Origin of the sequence: Natronoarchaeum sp. GCM10025321 (assembly GCF_042663585.1) — an archaeon.
Lineage (GTDB): Archaea > Halobacteriota > Halobacteria > Halobacteriales > Natronoarchaeaceae > Natranaeroarchaeum.
Genome location: NZ_JBHTAN010000006.1, coordinates 76,919 through 94,870, shown reverse-complemented (window position 1 = coordinate 94,870; position 17,952 = coordinate 76,919). Strand labels below are relative to the sequence as shown.

General features: G+C 63.7%; 22 protein-coding genes. 15 read left to right on the top strand and 7 right to left on the bottom strand.

The genetic code is table 11. The annotated features are described in order from the left end of the window. Positions 1-7 precede the first annotated feature (7 nt). The 6 genes from ACFQL3_RS03125 (at position 8) to ACFQL3_RS03100 (ending at position 4,674) form a co-directional block, all read left to right on the top strand. Positions 8-832: a DUF63 family protein gene (locus tag ACFQL3_RS03125; RefSeq protein ID WP_377051296.1), complete on the top strand. Its 825-nt coding sequence runs from the start codon at positions 8-10 to the stop codon at positions 830-832. A gap of 101 nt (positions 833-933) precedes the next feature. Further along, positions 934-1,827 carry a carbohydrate kinase family protein gene (locus ACFQL3_RS03120; protein WP_377051294.1) on the top strand — a complete coding sequence of 298 codons (894 nt, stop codon included), beginning with the start codon at positions 934-936 and terminating at the stop codon, positions 1,825-1,827. A 45-nt stretch (positions 1,828-1,872) separates the two neighbouring features. Continuing rightward, positions 1,873-2,328 carry a hypothetical protein gene (locus ACFQL3_RS03115; protein ID WP_377051292.1) on the top strand — a complete coding sequence of 152 codons (456 nt, stop codon included), beginning with the start codon at positions 1,873-1,875 and terminating at the stop codon, positions 2,326-2,328. Positions 2,329-2,392: 64 nt separating this feature from the next. Beyond that, positions 2,393-3,118: a nucleoside phosphorylase gene (locus tag ACFQL3_RS03110; protein WP_377051291.1), complete on the top strand. Its 726-nt coding sequence runs from the start codon at positions 2,393-2,395 to the stop codon at positions 3,116-3,118. Between the two features lie 92 nt (positions 3,119-3,210). Next, on the top strand, positions 3,211-3,741 hold the full coding sequence (locus tag ACFQL3_RS03105) for a 50S ribosomal protein L16 (RefSeq protein WP_377051290.1): 531 nt from the start codon (positions 3,211-3,213) through the stop codon (positions 3,739-3,741). Between the two features lie 51 nt (positions 3,742-3,792). Continuing rightward, the gene (locus tag ACFQL3_RS03100; RefSeq protein ID WP_377051288.1) at positions 3,793-4,674 is read left to right on the top strand and encodes an ATP-grasp domain-containing protein; all 882 of its coding nucleotides are present in this window, start codon (positions 3,793-3,795) and stop codon (positions 4,672-4,674) included. Positions 4,675-4,719: 45 nt separating this feature from the next. Here ACFQL3_RS03100 and ACFQL3_RS03095 read toward each other — a convergent pair whose 3' ends face one another. Then, positions 4,720-5,103, bottom strand: coding sequence for an Hsp20/alpha crystallin family protein (locus ACFQL3_RS03095; protein ID WP_377051286.1), 384 nt, complete (start codon positions 5,101-5,103; stop codon positions 4,720-4,722). Positions 5,104-5,161: 58 nt separating this feature from the next. Then, positions 5,162-6,229 carry a type II glyceraldehyde-3-phosphate dehydrogenase gene (locus ACFQL3_RS03090; protein WP_377051284.1) on the bottom strand — a complete coding sequence of 356 codons (1,068 nt, stop codon included), beginning with the start codon at positions 6,227-6,229 and terminating at the stop codon, positions 5,162-5,164. Positions 6,230-6,517: 288 nt separating this feature from the next. Between ACFQL3_RS03090 and gap the strand changes: the two genes are divergently transcribed. From gap to ACFQL3_RS03070, 4 genes are all read left to right on the top strand, one after another. After that, positions 6,518-7,537, top strand: coding sequence for a type I glyceraldehyde-3-phosphate dehydrogenase (gene gap, locus ACFQL3_RS03085; protein WP_377051282.1), 1,020 nt, complete (start codon positions 6,518-6,520; stop codon positions 7,535-7,537). 43 nt (positions 7,538-7,580) lie between these two features. Beyond that, a complete protein-coding gene (locus ACFQL3_RS03080) occupies positions 7,581-8,786 on the top strand; it encodes a phosphoglycerate kinase (protein ID WP_377051280.1) in 1,206 nt (401 codons plus the stop codon). A gap of 70 nt (positions 8,787-8,856) precedes the next feature. After that, positions 8,857-9,810 (top strand): aminopeptidase, encoded by a 954-nt coding sequence (locus tag ACFQL3_RS03075; protein ID WP_377051278.1) that lies wholly within the window; start codon positions 8,857-8,859, stop codon positions 9,808-9,810. After that, the gene (locus ACFQL3_RS03070; RefSeq protein WP_377051276.1) at positions 9,810-10,052 is read left to right on the top strand and encodes a hypothetical protein; all 243 of its coding nucleotides are present in this window, start codon (positions 9,810-9,812) and stop codon (positions 10,050-10,052) included. Before ACFQL3_RS03075 ends, ACFQL3_RS03070 begins: the two co-directional genes overlap by 1 nt. Before the next feature lie 9 nt (positions 10,053-10,061). Here the strand turns inward: ACFQL3_RS03070 and ACFQL3_RS03065 are convergent, their stop codons facing one another. Beyond that, positions 10,062-11,306, bottom strand: coding sequence for a hypothetical protein (locus tag ACFQL3_RS03065; protein ID WP_377051274.1), 1,245 nt, complete (start codon positions 11,304-11,306; stop codon positions 10,062-10,064). Positions 11,307-11,461: 155 nt separating this feature from the next. Here ACFQL3_RS03065 and ACFQL3_RS03060 point away from each other — a divergent pair, with 155 nt between their 5' ends. The 3 genes from ACFQL3_RS03060 to ACFQL3_RS03050 all read left to right on the top strand — a co-directional run bounded on the left by ACFQL3_RS03060 (position 11,462) and on the right by ACFQL3_RS03050 (position 13,178). Then, a complete protein-coding gene (locus ACFQL3_RS03060) occupies positions 11,462-11,635 on the top strand; it encodes a DUF5786 family protein (RefSeq protein WP_377051272.1) in 174 nt (57 codons plus the stop codon). A gap of 5 nt (positions 11,636-11,640) precedes the next feature. Further along, entirely contained in the window at positions 11,641-12,225 is a 585-nt protein-coding gene (locus tag ACFQL3_RS03055) for a DUF99 family protein (protein WP_377051270.1), read from the top strand. Positions 12,226-12,332: 107 nt separating this feature from the next. After that, positions 12,333-13,178, top strand: coding sequence for a phosphatase PAP2 family protein (locus ACFQL3_RS03050; RefSeq protein WP_377051268.1), 846 nt, complete (start codon positions 12,333-12,335; stop codon positions 13,176-13,178). An 88-nt stretch (positions 13,179-13,266) separates the two neighbouring features. Here ACFQL3_RS03050 and ACFQL3_RS03045 read toward each other — a convergent pair whose 3' ends face one another. From ACFQL3_RS03045 to ACFQL3_RS03035, 3 genes are all read right to left on the bottom strand, one after another. Beyond that, complete coding sequence (locus ACFQL3_RS03045) at positions 13,267-14,430, bottom strand: acyl-CoA dehydrogenase family protein (protein ID WP_377051266.1); 1,164 nt, start codon at positions 14,428-14,430, stop codon at positions 13,267-13,269. A gap of 196 nt (positions 14,431-14,626) precedes the next feature. Then, positions 14,627-15,352 carry a type 1 glutamine amidotransferase gene (locus ACFQL3_RS03040; protein ID WP_377051264.1) on the bottom strand — a complete coding sequence of 242 codons (726 nt, stop codon included), beginning with the start codon at positions 15,350-15,352 and terminating at the stop codon, positions 14,627-14,629. 181 nt (positions 15,353-15,533) lie between these two features. After that, positions 15,534-16,334: an alpha/beta fold hydrolase gene (locus ACFQL3_RS03035; protein WP_377051262.1), complete on the bottom strand. Its 801-nt coding sequence runs from the start codon at positions 16,332-16,334 to the stop codon at positions 15,534-15,536. Between the two features lie 99 nt (positions 16,335-16,433). On the opposite strand from ACFQL3_RS03035, the gene ACFQL3_RS03030 reads away from it, so the two are divergent. Beyond that, positions 16,434-16,775, top strand: a complete 342-nt coding sequence (locus tag ACFQL3_RS03030) for a DUF7577 domain-containing protein (RefSeq protein WP_377051260.1) — start codon at positions 16,434-16,436, stop codon at positions 16,773-16,775. A gap of 60 nt (positions 16,776-16,835) precedes the next feature. Continuing rightward, on the top strand, positions 16,836-17,717 hold the full coding sequence (locus tag ACFQL3_RS03025; protein WP_377051258.1) for a CPBP family intramembrane glutamic endopeptidase: 882 nt from the start codon (positions 16,836-16,838) through the stop codon (positions 17,715-17,717). On the opposite strand, the gene ACFQL3_RS03020 is transcribed toward ACFQL3_RS03025, so the two are convergent. Beyond that, on the bottom strand, positions 17,697-17,900 hold the full coding sequence (locus ACFQL3_RS03020; protein WP_377051256.1) for a DUF7535 family protein: 204 nt from the start codon (positions 17,898-17,900) through the stop codon (positions 17,697-17,699). The two genes, ACFQL3_RS03025 and ACFQL3_RS03020, sit on opposite strands and share 21 nt — an antisense overlap. Positions 17,901-17,952: the final 52 nt, after the last annotated feature.

Below are 17,952 nucleotides of genomic sequence, written 5' to 3'. Positions count from 1 at the left end.
GGCGTGTATGGTAGTTCCGGAAGGTCTCACGATACCCCCGTTACCGTACCTGTTCGGACTGATCGTCGGGACGGTCGGAGTCGCCGGACTCATCTATTTGCTCCAGCCGGCGGTCACGAACTGGACGGTCGTCGCGTTCGGACCGTGGATGGCGACTGGAGGAGTGCTCCACGGACTGGAACAGATCGGGGCGTATCCGCCAGCGATCACGCCGCTGTTCGAGGCTCCCGGTGCCTACGCAACGATGGCCATCGTCACCGGACTGGCGTGGGCGTTCGCCGAGATCGCTTCGGAGATCCGGCCACACGGCTCCGCGGACCGACGGCTCGGCGTCATCGGCGCTGCCGTCGCGGTCATCGTCGTGGCTCTGGGACTGTATCGGGGTGCCGAGATCGGCACCTTCGAGCCGTTCTGGCCGGTGATCGCGATCGTCGCCTCCGTCGTCGTCGCGGCCGTAGCGTGGATCGTGCTGACCCTCCGCTTCACCGAGTCCGCCGCGGTCACTGGCCCGGCAGGCGCCATTCTGGTCGCCAGCCACGCCTTCGACGGCGTTACGACGGCGGTCGGCTACGACGTCCTCGGCGCGCACGAGCGAACGCCGCTCTCGCGGTACGTCCTGGAGGCTGGCGAGTTGCTTCCGACGGCCGATCTGGTCGGTGCTGGCTGGCTGTTCATCCTCGTCAAGGTCAGTCTCGCAGCGGCTATCGTCGTCCTGTTCCGCGAGTTCGTCAAGGACGACCCAGTGTTCGCTCGACTCATGCTGGCGGTCGTCGCCGCCGTCGGACTCGGTCCCGCGTTCAACAACCTCCTGCTGTTCACGGTCGGCGTCTGAACCGGCGGCACACTTTTTATACTCTCCGGGCGTTCGTACAGGTTACACCGCGGGCCGTGGCCGCACATCCGAGTTCGAACCCGCTCCCGCGGCGATTCCCTATGGTACGAGTACTGAGTGCCGGCCACGTCAACTGGGACGTGACGCTCCGGCTCGACGAACTGCCAGAGCCCGACGGCGAGGCACGCATCCGCTCGCAGTCCAGCGGGGGCGGCGGAAGCGCGGCGAACACGGCCGTCGCGCTGTCGAGTCTCGGCGTCGGCGTCGGCGTCATCGGTAGCGTCGGCGACGACGAAAACGGGCCACTCGTCCGCCACGAACTGGACGAGCAGGGCGTGAATCTGACGGGCCTGCGAGTGGTCGAGGGCAGGACGACGACAGTGAAGTACCTCCTGATCGCCGCGGACGGCTCCGTCGCGGTACTCGGAAACGACGGCTGCAACGAAGCGGTCGCCCCGGAGGACGTCGACGCGGACCGACTCGACGGCGTCGAACACCTGCACCTGACGAGCCAGCGGCCCGAGACGGCGCGACGACTCGCCGAACTCGCCAGAGCAGGGGACGCAACGGTAAGCTTCGATCCCGGAAGGCGGCTTCCCAACCGAGATTTTTCGGCCGCACTCGGACTCGCCGATCTCGTCTTCTGTAACGACCGCGAGGCCAGCGTCGTCGCCGAGCTAGAAGCGGATCTGCGAGAGGACTGTACGGCCGTCGTCAAGCGTGGAAGCGAGGGAGCAAGCGCGCTCACGCCAGATGGGACGGTCCATCACGAGGGCTTTGGCGTCGATCCGGTCGACACGAGCGGGGCCGGTGACGCCTTCGCCGCCGGCTTTCTGACGGTCTGGCTCGACGGCGGCGCTCTCGAGCGATGTCTGGCCGTTGGCAACGCCTGTGGCGCGCTCGCGGCGGAACAGCCGGGTGCCAGAACGGCGCCGACGCAGGCGGCTATCGATGCGCTCCTCGACGGCGAGAGTTCCCCGGAGACCGACCGATAGCGAGTCTTCGGGCAAGTTTAATACTGCCCCCCCGTTGCTCGGGACATGCTCGGACTCGGCGCACCGTTTCTGACACTCTGGCTCTCGCTGGCTGGCGCACTGCTCGCTGCGACGCTGTTGTTTCCGCTCCTCTATTTCATGCGTGAGGGGCTGACGCCCGCCTACGTGCTGGCGGCGAGACGCCATGGATGGTCGATCGACGAGGTCTCGCTAGGGCGGATGGCGTCGGCGTACGCACTCGCCGCGGGCCTGCTCGGCATCGTCTTCGGCGTCGCCTACCTCGGCGTCGCGGCGCTCCCGATCGATTGGCTCATCCCCCCGGTCGCCGCCGCGGCGACGGTGACTTCGGTGATGTATTTCCTGTTCACTCGACTCGTGCTCCCCGACGTCGACCTCGACACGGACCGCACACGACTGCTGAAGCTACAGTTACTGGCCACGGCGTTTCTGTACGGTCTGGTCCTGATGGTGCTCGTCCCTACCCTCGCGCTCAGTGCCTGAGCGGCCGGTCGACTACTCGGGCCGGAGCGCGCGTTTTTTGACGGCCTTCGACGAACGAAGAGGTATGGCAAAACAGCCCCACCTGCTCGTCGAACCGGGCGACCTGAACGATATCGCGCTACTGCCGGGCGATCCGGGCCGCGTCGATCGGATCGCTGGCCAGTGTACGAACGCCGAGACGGTCGCCGAGAACCGCGAGTACAAACTCGTCAACGCGGAGTACGAGGGGACGCCGGTGACCATCTGCTCGACCGGGATCGGCTCGCCGTCGGCCGCAATCGCCGTCGAGGAACTCGCCGCGGTCGGCGTCGAGACGTTCATCCGCGTCGGGACGACCGGCGCGCTCCAGTCCGGCATCGAGATCGGCGACATGGTCGTCGCGACCGGTGCGGCCAAGGACGAGGGGACGACCGGCCGCTACGAGTCGGACGCCGTTCCCGCAGTGCCGGAGTACGAGGTGCTTTCGGCGCTCGTCGATGGGGCCGAGACGAACGATGAAGACGTCCACGTCGGAGCGGTCGCTACGGACGACGCGTTCTACGCCGAGACCGAGGAGTACGTCGACTCGTGGGAAGCGGCGGGCATCCTCGCCGTCGAGATGGAGGCCGCCGCTATCTTCACGCTAGCCCGCCGGAAAGGCCTCGCCGCTGGCGCAATCTGTACCGTCGACGGCAACCTCGTCGAGGGCACCCAGAAAGGCGAGACCGACGACGACGAACTGCCCGACAAGGCGAACAACAACGTCGAGCGAGCGATCACGATTTCGCTCGACGCGGCGGCCTCGCTCTGAGACCGGGGAAGGGGACAGAGGGCCTGTCCAGGCCCATGCTCCGGTTATCGAAGCCCTTATCCGAACACTGACCGTTTCTCACCGTAACAACCATGTCCGAGAAACCCGCCTCTATGTACCGGCAGATCGACAAGCCGTCCTACACTCGCCGCGAGTATATGGGAGGGATCCCCGGTTCCAAGATCGCCCAGCACGAGATGGGCGATCTCCAGACCGATCCCGACGAGTACCCCGTCCAGATCAGCCTCGTCACCGAGGAGGCCGTCCAACTCCGTCACGGCGCGCTCGAAAGCGCTCGCCTGTCGGCCAACCGCCACCTCATCAAGGAACTCGGCGAGAACAACTACAGAATGACCCTGCGCAAGTTCCCTCACCAGGTTCTCCGCGAGAACAAGCAGGCAACCGGTGCAGGCGCCGACCGTGTCTCCGACGGAATGCGCCAGTCCTTCGGCAAGATCGTCGGCACCGCCGCACGCATCCCCGAGGGCGACCGCATCTTCACCACCTGGTGTACCGTCGACCAGGCCACCACCGTCAAAGAAGCCTTCCGCCGGTCCTACAACAAACTCTCGCCGCCATGCCGCATCGTCGTCGAGCGCGGCGAAGAGCAACTCGTCTCCTGATCGGGGTAGCTGAGCGGCATTCTTTTCTTTCTCCTCTGCAGAGTGACGGCTATGATCGACCTCGTCGCCGTGAACCGTGCGGAGACGTTCGAGCGGATCCACGATCCGCTGGCCGAGCGCGGCATCCGACTCCACCACGTCCCGGCCACCGAGCGGACGCTCACACTGACCGGCGACGACGCCGAGCGCACCGACGAGTTCGACGTCGGCTTCGTCTACCCTAGCCGATTTATGGAGGGCGGCGTCGCCGACGCCTTGCTCGATGTCCCCTGGCTCAACGGTCGCGAAGCGGTCGTCACCTCCCGAAACAAGGGCGGCGTGATCGCTCACCTCGACGCCGCAGCGGTCCCCGTCCCCCGGACCGAGATGGTCTCGAACCCCGTCGATCAGGGCGACCTCGTCGACGTCTTCGAGCGGTTCGATCCGCCGGTCGTCGTCAAGCCCAACTCCGCGACGCGGGGGGTCGGCGTGGCGAAGGTCCACGACCTGGATTCGTTTCTCGGCGTCGTCGACTATCTGGACCTCGTCCACGACTACCGCGCCACCGGCGACAAGTCCTTTCTCGTACAGGAGTACGTTACGGGCGCGACCGACTACCGGGCGATGGTACTGGACGGCGAATACGTCGGCGCGGTCGAACGGCGGCTTCCCGACGCGGCGCTCGAGTCCGGGCAATGGAAACACAACGTCCACCGCGGCGCAAAAGCCACGGCTGTCGACCTGTCCGACGACCTGCGCCGGCTAGCGGAACGGGTGGCCGCGGAGTTAGACATCTCGCTGCTAGGCGTCGACCTGCTCGTCAGTGAGGATCGGACGGTGGTGAGCGAGACGAATGCGCGTCCAACGGTCGACGACGCGACGAAGTACGAGAACGGCTTTTACGATCGGCTGGCGGACGCGATAGAACGGACCGCAGGATCGAAGCGACGATAAAAATCGAGCGTGCTGTTGCTACGGGAGACCGCGACGCCGACTGCGTTAGTCGAGGTCGATGTTCGCGGAGTCGTCAGCGCGGTCGAACGTGATCTCTAGCACGCCATTGTTGTAGGTCGCGTTCGCGGAGTGTTCGTCGACTGCTCCGGGCAGTGAGATCTTGTCGTCGTACTGGCGGCGCTCGCTTTCGGCGGTGATCGTCAGCACTTCGCCGTCGCAGGTGAGATCGATCGCATCTTGGTCGACGCCGGGGATGTCGGCGATCACGCGGATCTCGTCGTCGGTCTCGTGGATGTCGACGTGCGTGTCAGCGCCGAAGCCAGCGTTGGACTCGAAGCCGACGTCGCCATCGTCCATCATGTCGTTCATCATCCGCTCGATCTCGCGGAACAGGTCGTCGAACGGGTCGTCGCGGTCGTCACGTCTCATGGGGGAACGTAGTGACCAGTCGAGGAAAAGCCTTCTGTCCGTCTGGGTCCGAGCGTCCTCAGTCGCCACTCGCGCGCGTCGAAAGGATCGGCGGTGGCCCGTCCGGCGTTTCGCGGAACGACAGGCCCAGGCTATCGTTGGTTCGCGCGATGCTCTCTCTGGCGTCGGCAAGCCCGAACATCGCCCGGAGCGCGTCGATGTTCTCGGGGACGACGTCGGCCTCCTGGTGGATCGCCTGGAAACAGTAAAAGTCCGATCCCTCGACCGCGATCGACTCGCCCCAGACGCAGTTCTCCCAGATATCGCCGCGCGGGCGGCCGGCGTCGCGAGCGCACTCACGGAGTTCGCCACAGCCATCGATACGGAGCCGTTCGGGGACGACGAAGAGGCGGGACTCGCGCGCCAGACGCTCGCGGACGGCGTCGACGTCGGGCGTCGCGTCGAGCGTGACGTTGACGCCGTGGAGATGCATCAGCGTGGCGGGGACGGTCACACCCATCGTTTCGATGGAGAGGTCGGGAAAGATTGTCTGGACGTCGGGGCCGTGGTGGGAGGGCACGGCGATCGGATCGGGAAGAATGTCGTTGATCGGTCCGCGCGAGGACTGGTCGGGGTCGCCGCCGCGCCGGATCAACGTCGCGCGCACCTTCTCGATGCCGTAGGCGTCGGCGAGCGGGGCGAGCAATCGGGAAAGGCCCGTGGTGTTACAGGAGACGACCCGGACGTACTCCGCGTCGCGAGCCGCGTCGTAGTTCGCCCGCGCGTTGAAACTGGTGTCTGCGACCGTGGGTGCTTCCGCACCCTGGAACACGGCTGGCGTCTCCAGTCGCTCGTACAGTGTACGGTTCTGTTCGCCGACACCCCCTGGCGTGGCGTCGACGATCACGTCGCTGTCAGCGACCAGGTCCTCGGTGGTCCCCGCGAGATCGTTGCTGGTTTCCTCGAACCGGGTCATATCCCCTTCGGAGGCGGCGTACAGCGAGTATCCCGTCGCAGTAGCGTGGTCGGCGACGAAATCCGGCGATCTCTTGGCGACACCCTGAACAGTCATGTCAGGTTGAGACCGGACCGCGTCGGCGACTCGCTTCCCAATCGTCCCGTAGCCGTTGACACCCACGGAGAGCATATGTACGACTGCATCCCCAACCCTCATAATCTTTCCGGATAAATTATAGATTGGTACACGTAATCGAGTAGTAAATTGGCGGGCTATACAGGTTGATCCGGGGGGAGGGCCTACTCTATCGACAACAGCAGATAGTATCGTGATTGTTTCTGCCTATTTGCGAAACGTACATTTCCGTCCTGGACACGGTTAAATAGGAGACACTATAATTATTTTTTACATGATAAATGAACTGTCCGAAGCGTGTTTAGATAAATACTTTACGCACGACATCAAACGTGTTCAGGTATGAGTGAAACTGCAGACGACCCTGTTCGAGTAGGACTGAACGGCTTCGGCCGAATCGGACGGAACGTGTTCCGTGCTGCGCTCGACGACGAGACCGTCGAAATCGTCGGTATCAACGACGTCATGGACATCGACGACATGGCGTATCTTCTCAAGTACGACAGCGTCCACGGCCGTACCGAAGACGTCTCTGTCGAGGGCGATTCGATCATCGTCGGCGACAAGACGTTCGACGTCTTCTCCGAGCGTGACCCCGCCGACCTCCCGTGGGACGAGTACGACACCGACGTCGCCTTCGAGTGTACCGGCCTGTTCCGGAACTACGACGACGCGTACAAACACGTCGAAGCGGGCGCAGAAAAGACGGTTATCTCCGCCCCTGCAAAAGGAGAGAAAGAGGTCCAGACGGTCGTCTACGGCGTCAACCAGGACGAGTACGACGGCGAGGACGTCGTCTCGAACGCCTCCTGTACGACGAACTCCGTCACGCCGATCGCGAAGGTGCTCGACGACGAGTTCGGCATCGAGTCCGGCGTCCTGACGACGACTCACGCCTACACGGGCACGCAGAACCTCGTCGACGGCCCGCTCCCGAAGACCCGACGCGGCCGCGCCGCCGCCGAGAACATCGTCCCGACCTCGACGGGTGCCGCACAGGCGACCACCGAGGTCCTCCCCCAGCTCGAGGGCAAACTCGACGGGATGGCGATGCGTGTTCCCGTCCCGGACGGTTCGATCACGGACCTCACCGTCGACCTCGCCGAAGAGGTCTCGGCCGAGGAGATCAACGCCGCGTTCGAGGAGGCCGCCAACGGCGAACTCGAGGGCGTGCTCGGTTACACGGAGGACGAACTCGTCTCCCGTGACGTCATCGGCCAGCCGTACTCCTCTCTCGTCGACGCTAACTCGACGATGAAAGTCGAAGACGGCCTCGTGAAGGTGCTCGCATGGTACGACAACGAGGTCGGCTTCTCCCACCGGATGATCGACGTTGCGCACTACATCCTCGACGAAGCCTAAGCGACCGACCGGCTTTTTATTCATCGCGCCCCATACCCAAACTATGTTCGAAACCATCGACGACCTTGACGACCAGCAACGACTCCTGATGCGTATCGACGTGAACGCCCCCGTCGAGGACGGGGAGGTACAGGACAACCGCCGGTTCGCTCGCCACGCCGAGACCATCTCGGAACTGCTCGCGGACGACCACGCCATCGCGCTGATGGCCCACCAGGGCCGGCCGGGCCGTGACACGTTCGTCACGCTCGAACAGCACGCCGACATCCTCGCAGAGCACGTCGGCGAACCCGTGGAATACGTCCCCTCGACGTACGGCGAGGAGGCGCTCGACGCCATTGACGACCTCGAATCGGGCGACGTGATCCTCCTGGAGAACGTCCGGATGACCGACGAGGAACTCGCCGACCTGACGCCCGAAGAGCACGGCGAAACTGAGTTCGTCCGGACGCTCGCGCCCGAGTTCGACGCCTACGTCAACGACGGCTACTCGGTCGCCCACCGCGCACACACCTCGATCGTCGGCTTCCCGCAGGTCATGGACAGCTATGCCGGCCGCGTGATGACCGACGAGTACGAGTACAACACCAGCGTCGAGCGCCGCGAGTTCGACGGCAAAGTCACGATGGTGCTGGGCGGCACGAAGGCCGAAGACGTCATCGCCGCGATGGAGCATCTCGACGAGAAGGTCGATCAGTTCCTGCTCGGCGGTATCGTCGGCCACCTGTTCCAGCGCGCGAAGGGCTACGACATCGGCAAGGACACGCCGGACGGCCCCAGCCTGTACGACGACAACTGGGAAGCAAACGAGGAGACGATCCACGAGGTCATCGAGGAGTACGGCGACCGGATCTCCCTGCCCGTCGACGTCGCCCGGGAGGGCGAGGACGGCGAGCGCGTCACCGACCGCATGGAGAACCTCCAGGGCGCGCCTGACGCCTATATGGACATTGGCGAGGCAACTATCGACGAGTACCGACCGCACGTCGAGGAGTCAGAAGCCGTCCTCGTGAAGGGCGCACTCGGTGTCTTCGAGATGGAGGAGTTCAGCTACGGGACCCGCGGCGTCCTGCAGGCAGTCGCCGATACGGACTGCTTCTCGGTCGTCGGCGGCGGCGACACCTCCCGCTCGATAGAGATGTACGATATCGGTACCGAGAACTTCGATCACCTCTCGATCGCTGGCGGTGCCTATCTCAAGGCGCTCACCGGTGAGCCACTCGCGGCGGTCGAAGCCCTCGAGCAGTAACAGTTCGCCGTCGACTGTTTTTCGGCATCGGGAGAACAAGACCTAACTCGCTTCCAGACGAGGTGTCGGTATGAGCGATATACACGAGGCCGCAGAAACCGCAGTGCACCAATGCCTTGCGCTCGACGCCGACGAGTCCTGTCTGGTCGTCACCGACGACAAGCGCGAACGGATCGGCGAGGCGCTGTACGACGCCGCCACGGGCGTCACCGAGGAGGCAACAGTCATGCGCTATCAGCCCGGCGACCAGCACGGCGAAGAGCCACCCGCTCCGGTCGCCGCCGCGATGGCCGAGGCCGACGTCTTCTTGGCGCCGACGACGAAGAGCCTGAGTCACACGCGAGCGCGGGGGTCAGCGTGCGAAGCGGGCGCGCGCGGCGCGACACTGCCGGGGATCACCGAGGAAGTGTTTACGACCGGCCTCGACGCCGACTACGAGTCCATCGCCGAGGTCTCGGCCGACATGCTGGAGACGGTCAGAGATACCGACGAGATCCGTGTCACGACGCCCGCAGGAACCGACATCACCTTCGCGGTCGGCGGGCGCGAGTGGCAGGACGACACCGGGATGGTGCACGAACCCGGCGAGTTCTCGAACCTGCCCGCCGGAGAAGTGTTCATCAGTCCGACGTCGGCTGACGGCACCTACGTCGTCGACGGGACGATGCGCCCACACGGACTGCTCGCGGAGGGCCAACAACTCACGTTCGAGGTCGAGGACGGCTACGTGACGTCGATCAGTGACGACGAGATCCGCGATCAGATCGAGACCGGTGCCGAGGAAGTCGGGCAGGACGCGTACAACCTGGCCGAGTTGGGTATCGGAACGAACCTCGCCGTGACCGACCTCGTCGGTTCGGTACTGCTCGACGAGAAAGCCGCGGGGACTGTCCACATTGCCATCGGGGACGACGCCGGGATCGGCGGCGATACCGACGCACCGCTCCACCTCGACGGCATCCTGCGGGACCCGACCGTCAGTGTCGACGGAGAGGTGATCGACCTCCCGCAGGCCGAGCGGTAATGGGAGAGGACCGGCCCACGATCCGGTCGCGCTCGCGACGACTGGTCGCGTATCTCAGCCACAACCGGACGCGGATACTCGTCGATGTCGCGCTGCTGACGGCGTGGGTGCTGGCGACTTCGGCGGTGTTTGGCTGGCTCGACCTTCCGAACTGGCTCCTCTACGTCGTCGTGTTCACCGGAGTCGTCGCGTATGCCAGGTTCACGCCGACGTGGGAGCGGCCGTATCGGAGTCCGGATTGAATGGCCGTGTCAGACGAACTGCAACAGCGGTATGGTGACCGCGACAACCCAGAGCAACACCCCGGTTCGCACGTAGCCGTGTTCGACACCGGGCTCTCGGGCAGTCTGTGACGCGCCAGCGGCGATCAGGCCGATGGCAACCGCGAGCGCTCCGCGATGAACAAACGTATCCAGCGGAAGCCTCGTCACGCCCAACAGCGTGTAATCGAGGAAGATAGCGACGGTAAAGCCGAGCGAGGCCGCCGCAAACGCCTGTTCCCGATCGAGTTGTCGCGTGGATAGATAGGCCACGACCGGCAAGCCGAGGACGAGAAGGGGGTAGAATACGATGACGATGGCATTGGTTCGTAGCCCGGGGAACAGCCGTTCGATCCCGACGGCTCCGAACCGGATGGAGAGATATAGCAGAACCAACAGACCGATTGTCGCCAGCGAGCGCAGGGTCCTCCGGACGTCCTCGTCCTGCCATAGCTCCGTGCCGCGTTCGAGCGTTCGCGCAACGCCGATAGAGCCCAGAAGCAATCCGGCGATCAACAGTCGGGTCGCCCGCTCGTCGAGGTCGACGATCGTCACCCACCCGTCCGCGTCCGAACTGGCGTCGTTGGCGAACCGATCACGAGTGACACTATCGACGTACCAGCGGCCGAAGAAGTCCTCTTCGATGGCGAGTTGTGACTCTTCGATACTGTGGACCGTATGCCGCAGGTGGAACCAGTCCCAGTGCTCGTCGTGGGCCTGGATCGCAGTCCATTCGTCCTCGGCCGGATCCTCGTAGCCCCGGAGATGCTGGCGCTCGCCCAGATAGTCCCCATCGTGTAACTGGTAGGATTCCACCAGCCAGAGCGCTCTGTCGTCGACCGTATCGACGTAGACGTAGCGGGTCGCCCCGCTCGCCCCGCCCCACGCGACGGTCGTCCGGTTACCGTCGACCTCGAACTCCTCGGCGGGTGCGATGTCCTGTTGGTCCTCTTCGACCGGTTCCCAGTCCGCAAGAGAGATTTCACGCAGGGCGCGTTCGGTCGCGTCCGTATCACCGTACACCACGAGATTGATCGAGAGCGTCCGCTCCCGATAGTTCGGCCCCTTGCTGGTGTACGGCCATAGCTCGGAGCCGTCCTCCAGTGTCACGGTCTCTGGATCGGCGGCCCCGCCCGAATCGAAGAACTCAGCCGACACTACCGACGCACCGGTAATCGCAGCGATCACGACGAACAGCACAGTGACCGCCGTCGTCGGCCGAACTTCGCGTGCCACAAGTTGGCATACTAAATAGTCCCTATTTAATGCTTCTGGGAGCACCGGGGACCCGACGAACTCGACGCCAGCACGTCTACTCTCGGTCGAAATCGGTCGATCGAGGGGCAAATCGGCGTACGATTTTAGTGGGAGGGGTTGTTATTACTTACTGTATGGGATTCGGGAGCTACGACGAATCCGAACAGGAAAATCAGGATTTTGACACGGAAATCGACGATAACAACGTCGGTGCTGGCGACAGCGAACACGAAGGCGAGATAGAGTTCGAAATCGGGGCATCGAACACCGAACTACTCGATCGGCTTCAGGAGATCAAGGACGAATAGTCGTAATGAAGCCCGGTACGCGGGCGCTCGGAATCGCCGAATCCTACGACGGATCGGTTGACTCGGAGTTCTCGACGCTCGCGGGAGCGGTGGTCCGGGCGGACAGAGTGGTCGACGGACTGACCTTCGACCGGACGACTGTCGGCGGGACCGACGCGACCGACGCCGTCTGCCGTCTCGTACAGAGAGACGATGTCCGCTTCGTTCTTTTATCTGGGATCGCACTCTCATGGTACAACGTCTGTGATATCGGTGCCGTCCACGAGCGGGTCGACCGGCCAGTTCTCTCCGTAAGCTACGAGGAGAGCGACGGACTGGAAGACGCCCTGAAGCGAGAGTTCGACGGCGAGGCGCTCCGGAGACGGCTCAGCACCTATCGCGCGCTTCCGCCTCGAACGCCGGTGTCGGTCGGCGACGAGCGACTGTACGTTCGGTCGGTCGGCAACGTCGACGAGAAGGCGGTGCTCCGGCACTTTACGGCGAGTGGCGGCCGGCCGGAGCCGCTTCGCGTCGCCCGTCTGTCGGCCCGGGCGGCACACGACTATCGGTTTCACGGAGACGGAGAGTCCGCCGACGAAGGATGTGACTAGTCACCAAACATCAGGTAAGAGTCCCTGAGGGGCCGGAATATAGCGAGTTAGGAGGCAGTAGTTTCATTAGTGAGAACAATATAGTGATACGTACAATGTCCCTGCTGATGATCCTGGGAGTAGTTGCCGCCGTAACTGGTGGCCTCCTCGGCACACTCCTACTGGTGTGTGTCGGTCCCTCGCTACTCTCTGCCCCCCTCCGCGATCCCGACGCCTTCAAGCGTCGGCTCCACAGTGTCGCTCCGTTCGTCGGCGCCCTCGCTATCGTACTCGTAATCAACAAAGGCCTCCACAAGTTCAGCGTCGCCCTCTCGTGGGAGATCGGGCGGAACGTTACTGGCGAATTCTACGCCCTCGAAGGCGAGTTCGTCGCCTCCCTCCAGGAGCTGTTCCCCAAAGAGGCGGCGCTGTACTTCGCGTTCATCTACGTGTTTGGCTACATCGTCCTGCTGGTGTTCCCGATGATCGCGTATCTGTTCCGCGACTCGCTCCACACCCTGAAGGTGACGCTGATCGCATACGCGGCGAACTACGGTCTTGGCGTCTTCTTCTACACGCTCTTTATCGCGTACGGCCCGCGAAACGTGATGCCGAGCGTGGTTAGCCAGCCGATGTACGAGACGTTCCCCGAGGTGATGTTGCTGACTTCGGCGATCAACACGAACGTGAACGTGTTCCCCTCCCTGCACACCTCTCTGGCCGTCACCACGATGATCCTCGCGCTGATGACGCGGCGGTCGTTCCCACGGTGGACACCCATCGCGCTCGTGATCGGTACCAGCGTCGTCATCTCGACGATGTATCTGGGTATCCACTGGCTGACTGACGTCGTCGCCGGTATCGCACTCGGCGCTCTCAGCGTCTACATCGGCGAATACGTCGTCAATCGGGCTGATCGGGTGCCGATACTGCGCGACCGTGACAAACAGGCGTCGTACCGGGCATCGGACTAATAAACAGCCGAACGACGAGCAGACGTCTCACTCGAAGGCCGCAATCCCTGTTTCTCACTGCGTTGCGCCGTTTCTCGTTCGCTCTCGCTCACTCGAAGGCCGCAATCCCAGTGAGATCTTCCCCCACGATCAACGAATGAATATCGTGAGTGCCCTCGTAGGTGTAGACCGTCTCCATGTTGGCGAGATGGCGCATGGGCGGGTAATCGGTCATGATGCCGTTGCCGCCGAGCATCTCGCGGGCGACGCGTGACTGGTCGCGAGCCATCCGGACGTTGTTCCGTTTGGCCATCGAAACCTGCTGTGGGCGCAGGGTGCCCTGCTCTTTCAGGTCGGCGAGTCGATGCGCGAGTAGCTGTGCGGTCGTGATCTCCGTCGCCATCTCGGTCAGTTTCTCCTGTTGTAGCTGGAAGCCGCCGATGGGCTGGTCGAACTGCTCGCGGTCGGTCGCGTACTCGCGGGCCGCCTCGAAGCAGTCCCGTGCCGCGCCGACCGCACCCCACGCGATGCCGTACCGGGCCTGCGTGAGACAGGAGAGCGGTTCTTTCATCCCCGAAACGTCGAGGACGTTCTCGCTGGGTACGTAGGCACCGTCGAGTGATATCTCACCGGTGACCGACGCGCGCATGGATAGCTTGCCGTCGATTTCGTTGGTCCTCACACCGTCGGCCCGATCGGTCTCGACGAGGAAGCCCCGGACCGGGCGGTCCTCCGCAGAGACGTCGCGCGCCCAGACGACGGCCACGTCGGCGATGGGGGCGTTCGTGATCCACGTCTTCGTGCCCGTCAGGCGGTAGCCATCGCCGTCCGCTTCGGCACGGGTCTCCATACTCGCCGGGTCGGAGCCGTGTTCGGGTTCGGTGAGGCCGAAACAGCCAACTGCTTCGCCCCGGCCGAGCGCGGGAAGCCAGCGCTCCTTCTGGGCTTCCGAACCGAACGCGTGGATCGGATACATGACTAATGCGCCCTGCACGCTCGCCATCGAGCGGATCCCCGAGTCGCCTGCCTCCAGTTCCTGCATCAGCAGCCCGTAGGCCGTCTCACTGACGTTTGCGGAGCCATAGCCCGCCAGGTTCGGCGCGTAAAAGCCCAGCTCTCCCATCTCCTCGATCAGGTGCTCGGGGAACTCGCCGGCCTCGAACCAGTCCCCGATCGATGGCTTCACGCGATCAGCGACGAACTCGCGGGCCGTATCACGGATCAGCCGTTCTTCCTCAGCGAGGTCGGCCTCCAGGTCGACGTAATCGAGCATAGCGGAGATAGAGTCCACGGGGGCAAAATAGAACCGCCCGTGACTATACTATGTGAATCTATAAACTATAGTTACCGAAGTTATGGAGTATCAGCCGCTGAAGATCGGTATACCCCGACTTGGCGGTTTCTCGGACGGCTGTCTATCCAGGGGAGACCAGACGCGGTACGTTCAGGAAAACCAGTCGGCGGCGCTCTCAGTCCGCGCCCGCCGGGTCCGCGGCGTCACCGGCGACGTCGTCGCGCCGGACGTTCTGGACGAACTGGAGCCAGTTCTCGAAGACGGCCTTCGCTTCGCAGGCCTTCGCGTAGTTCTCCTCGGTGATGCCGTCGAGGACGCGCTGGATGCGCTCGTCCGAGAGATCCTTGCCGAGCGTCACCTCCCGGGCGGTTTCCATGTCGTACTCGGGGTGGAACTGGACGCCGAAGACGCGGTCCTTGCGGAACGCGTGGATCGAGTAGTCGTTCTCGGCCAGCACCTCGGCGCCCGGCGGGACCGTGACGACCTCGTCGGAGTGGGTCGTGAAGGCGGTGAACTCCTCGTCGATGCCCTCGAACAGCAGCGACTCACTGCTCTGTTCGATCCCGCGGTAGCCGATTTCGTACTCGTGCATACCCGCGACCTCGCCGCCAAGGACGTCTGCGAGGAGTTGGTGGCCCCAACAGACGCCCAGACACGGCAGCCCTGCCTCGATAGCTTCTCGAACCCACTGACGAGTGGGTTCGATCCAGTCTTCGTCCCAGTACACGGAGACGCGTGACCCCGTAACGACGACCCCGTCGAACGACTCCGCCAGCGGCGGGAGCTCGACGTCGGTGACGTCGAACTCCACGAGGTCGGCGTCGAGTTCCCGGCGGAAGTTCCGACGGTTGTGCCCGGGGTCGTGGGCTGCGTTGAGCACGGCGATGCGCGGTCGACTCATCTGTATCCGAACGAAGCGGCCGCGTGGTAAAAGGGGTTCCGTCCTCCGGGAAACGTGCCGACTCCTGTGACGCCGGATCGGCAGGTAAGCGGGCTAAGACGACCATCGAGGAGTGACACCACATGACAGGACCCCTGCTGGTTTTTATACCCCTGGGTCTCACCGTGTCCGACAGAAACGATTACTCGTCGAAGTCCGCGTGATCCTCGATAACCCCGGTCAACAGGTCGTTGACGCCGGTCGCACGCTCGACGCCGACGAGGTGACCAGCCTCGGGTGCAGGCTCGAGTTCGCTGGATGGGAGCTCTCGATCCAGTAGTTCGGCGTTCGAGAACGGGACGATTTCGTCGTCCTCACCGTGGATCACCATGGTTGGTAATGTCGTCTCGTACAGCGGATCGCGGTGTTCGTAGTTCTCGAAGGCGGCCGCCTGGGCCTGCCACGCCGCGCGGTCGGCGTCGTCCTCGGCCCGCCACGCCGCGATCCGTTCGATAGCCTCGGGATGGTCCTCCCGAAAGCCGGAGGATACCACCGCTTCCAGCGACGCCGCCAGCGCGGCCTCGTCGTCACGCGGCGCGAAGGCGTCTTCGAGTCGATCAGTTCGGAGGTCGGCGTCCTCGCCGCCCGGACTCGCGCCGATCAGTGTCAGCGTCTCGGCGCGACTGTGCCGCTGTGCGTAGTCCAGCGCGACCATCCCGCCGAGGCCACAGCCGACCAGATGGGCGGTGTCTACGCCGTGGTCGGCGAGCACCGCCTCCAGGTCGGCTGTTAGCTGGGAGACCGTATACGGCCCCTCGGGTGCGTCGGAGCGACCGGTCCCCCGCAGGTCCCAGACGAGCGTCTCGAACGGTCCGGCAAGGGCGTCGTTCTGCCAGCCCCAGAGCCACGCACCGAAGCCGACATCTTCGATGAACACGACCGTCTCGCCGCTCCCCCAGGTATCGTAGTACAGCGAGACACCCTCACGAGTTGCTGTTGGCATACGTCACCCTCGACGCGGGAGGGGTTAGTAGCACACGATATCGAATCATCCATGCCCGCCGGACAACGTTTTAGTTCCGAGACGCCGTAGTTTGGCCTGATGACGGGTCTCGATACGGTTCCGGCGTGGGCTATCGGGTACGCCGTCGCATTCGTCGTGTTACACCTCGTCGTCGGCTACTACTTCTATCGCCGCACCCGGGAGTTGGGGCTAGAAGGCGACGTCCGAGCGGGGATGATGACCGAGGGAGGCCTCGACCGGATCGAAGAGACGCCCGCATCCGGCGAACTCCCTGAGGACGCCTCGGTCGTGCGCTGCCGACACTGCGAGACCGAAAACGAGGTGGGCTACAGATACTGTCGGAACTGCGTACAGCAACTGCCGAGCGTCGCCCGACAGTCCTCGTCGACGACCATACCGAACGAACGGGAAAGCCTGTGAGACGGCCCCGGAGAATTGGCAGATTTTAGTCTGTGCAGCCCATAGATCTAGGAGTAACAGATGTCTGACTGGAACGAAGAACGCGACGACGACAACTGGGACTCCGACGGGTGGGACGACCCCGCCGACGGAGAGCCGGTCACAGCCGGTGGTGACGAACCTGACGTCGGCGGCCCGTCGCCCGACACCCCCGACCCGCGGGCCCTCCTCGGAATTACTGCTGGAGCAATCGGGCTAGTGATCGGTGCATTTGCAATCGGCACCGCCTCTGCAATCGTGCTGATCGTGGCCATCCAGGCGCTGGGGGTAGCTATCCTCGAAAACGACCTCATGCTGACTGTCATCTCGACGGCCACCCTGCAGGGAGTCGGAATGCTGGGCATCTCGCTATGGTATCTCTCCCGCCGCGGCTACGGACTCGAGTTCCTCCGGCTACGGATGCCCACGCTTCGACACATCGGGCTGGTAGTCGTCGGTGTTTTCGGCACGTTCGCGGCGTCAATAGGGGTGCAGAGCGCCCTGACTCTGCTGGGCTACGATGGAGGAGAACACGAAATCGTCCAGACTGCGACTGGTTCTCCCGAGATCCTGCTGGCCCTGATCCCGCTTTCGTTCCTCTTGATCGGTCCGGGCGAAGAACTCCTCTTTCGCGGGATCATCCAGAGCAGGTTCGTCAATCGTAGCGGCGTCCCCCTGGGGATCGTCCTTGCGAGTCTGCTCTTCGCCGTCGTCCACATCCCGGCGTACGGTGGCCTCGACAGTCTCCCGACCATCGTGGGACTCTTCTTCATCAGCCTCGTGCTGGGCGGGTTGTACGAGTACACGGAGAACCTGTTCGTACCGATCGTCGTCCACGGCGCGTTCAATGCGATTCAGTTTGCCGGTCTGTATTTCGTGCTTACCTCCGACGCGGACGTAGCGTTACTCCTCTGGCCGTTCTAGACGCCGACGGTTCTTTTCTGCTCGCGGTTCGGATCCCAGTAGCCTGCTGAGTAGCCACGCGATAGCGACGAACGGGAGCAGCGGGAACAGCAGTAGGAGCACGCCCCCCGCGATCAAGTAGCCGACGGTAGTCATGTCCGGTCTCCCCCCTACGCTTCGTGGCGGCGTGGCGGATCTGGTCATACTAGAATAACGGCGATCAAGCCGAAAGAATCCTCGGCCGCTATTTGACGGT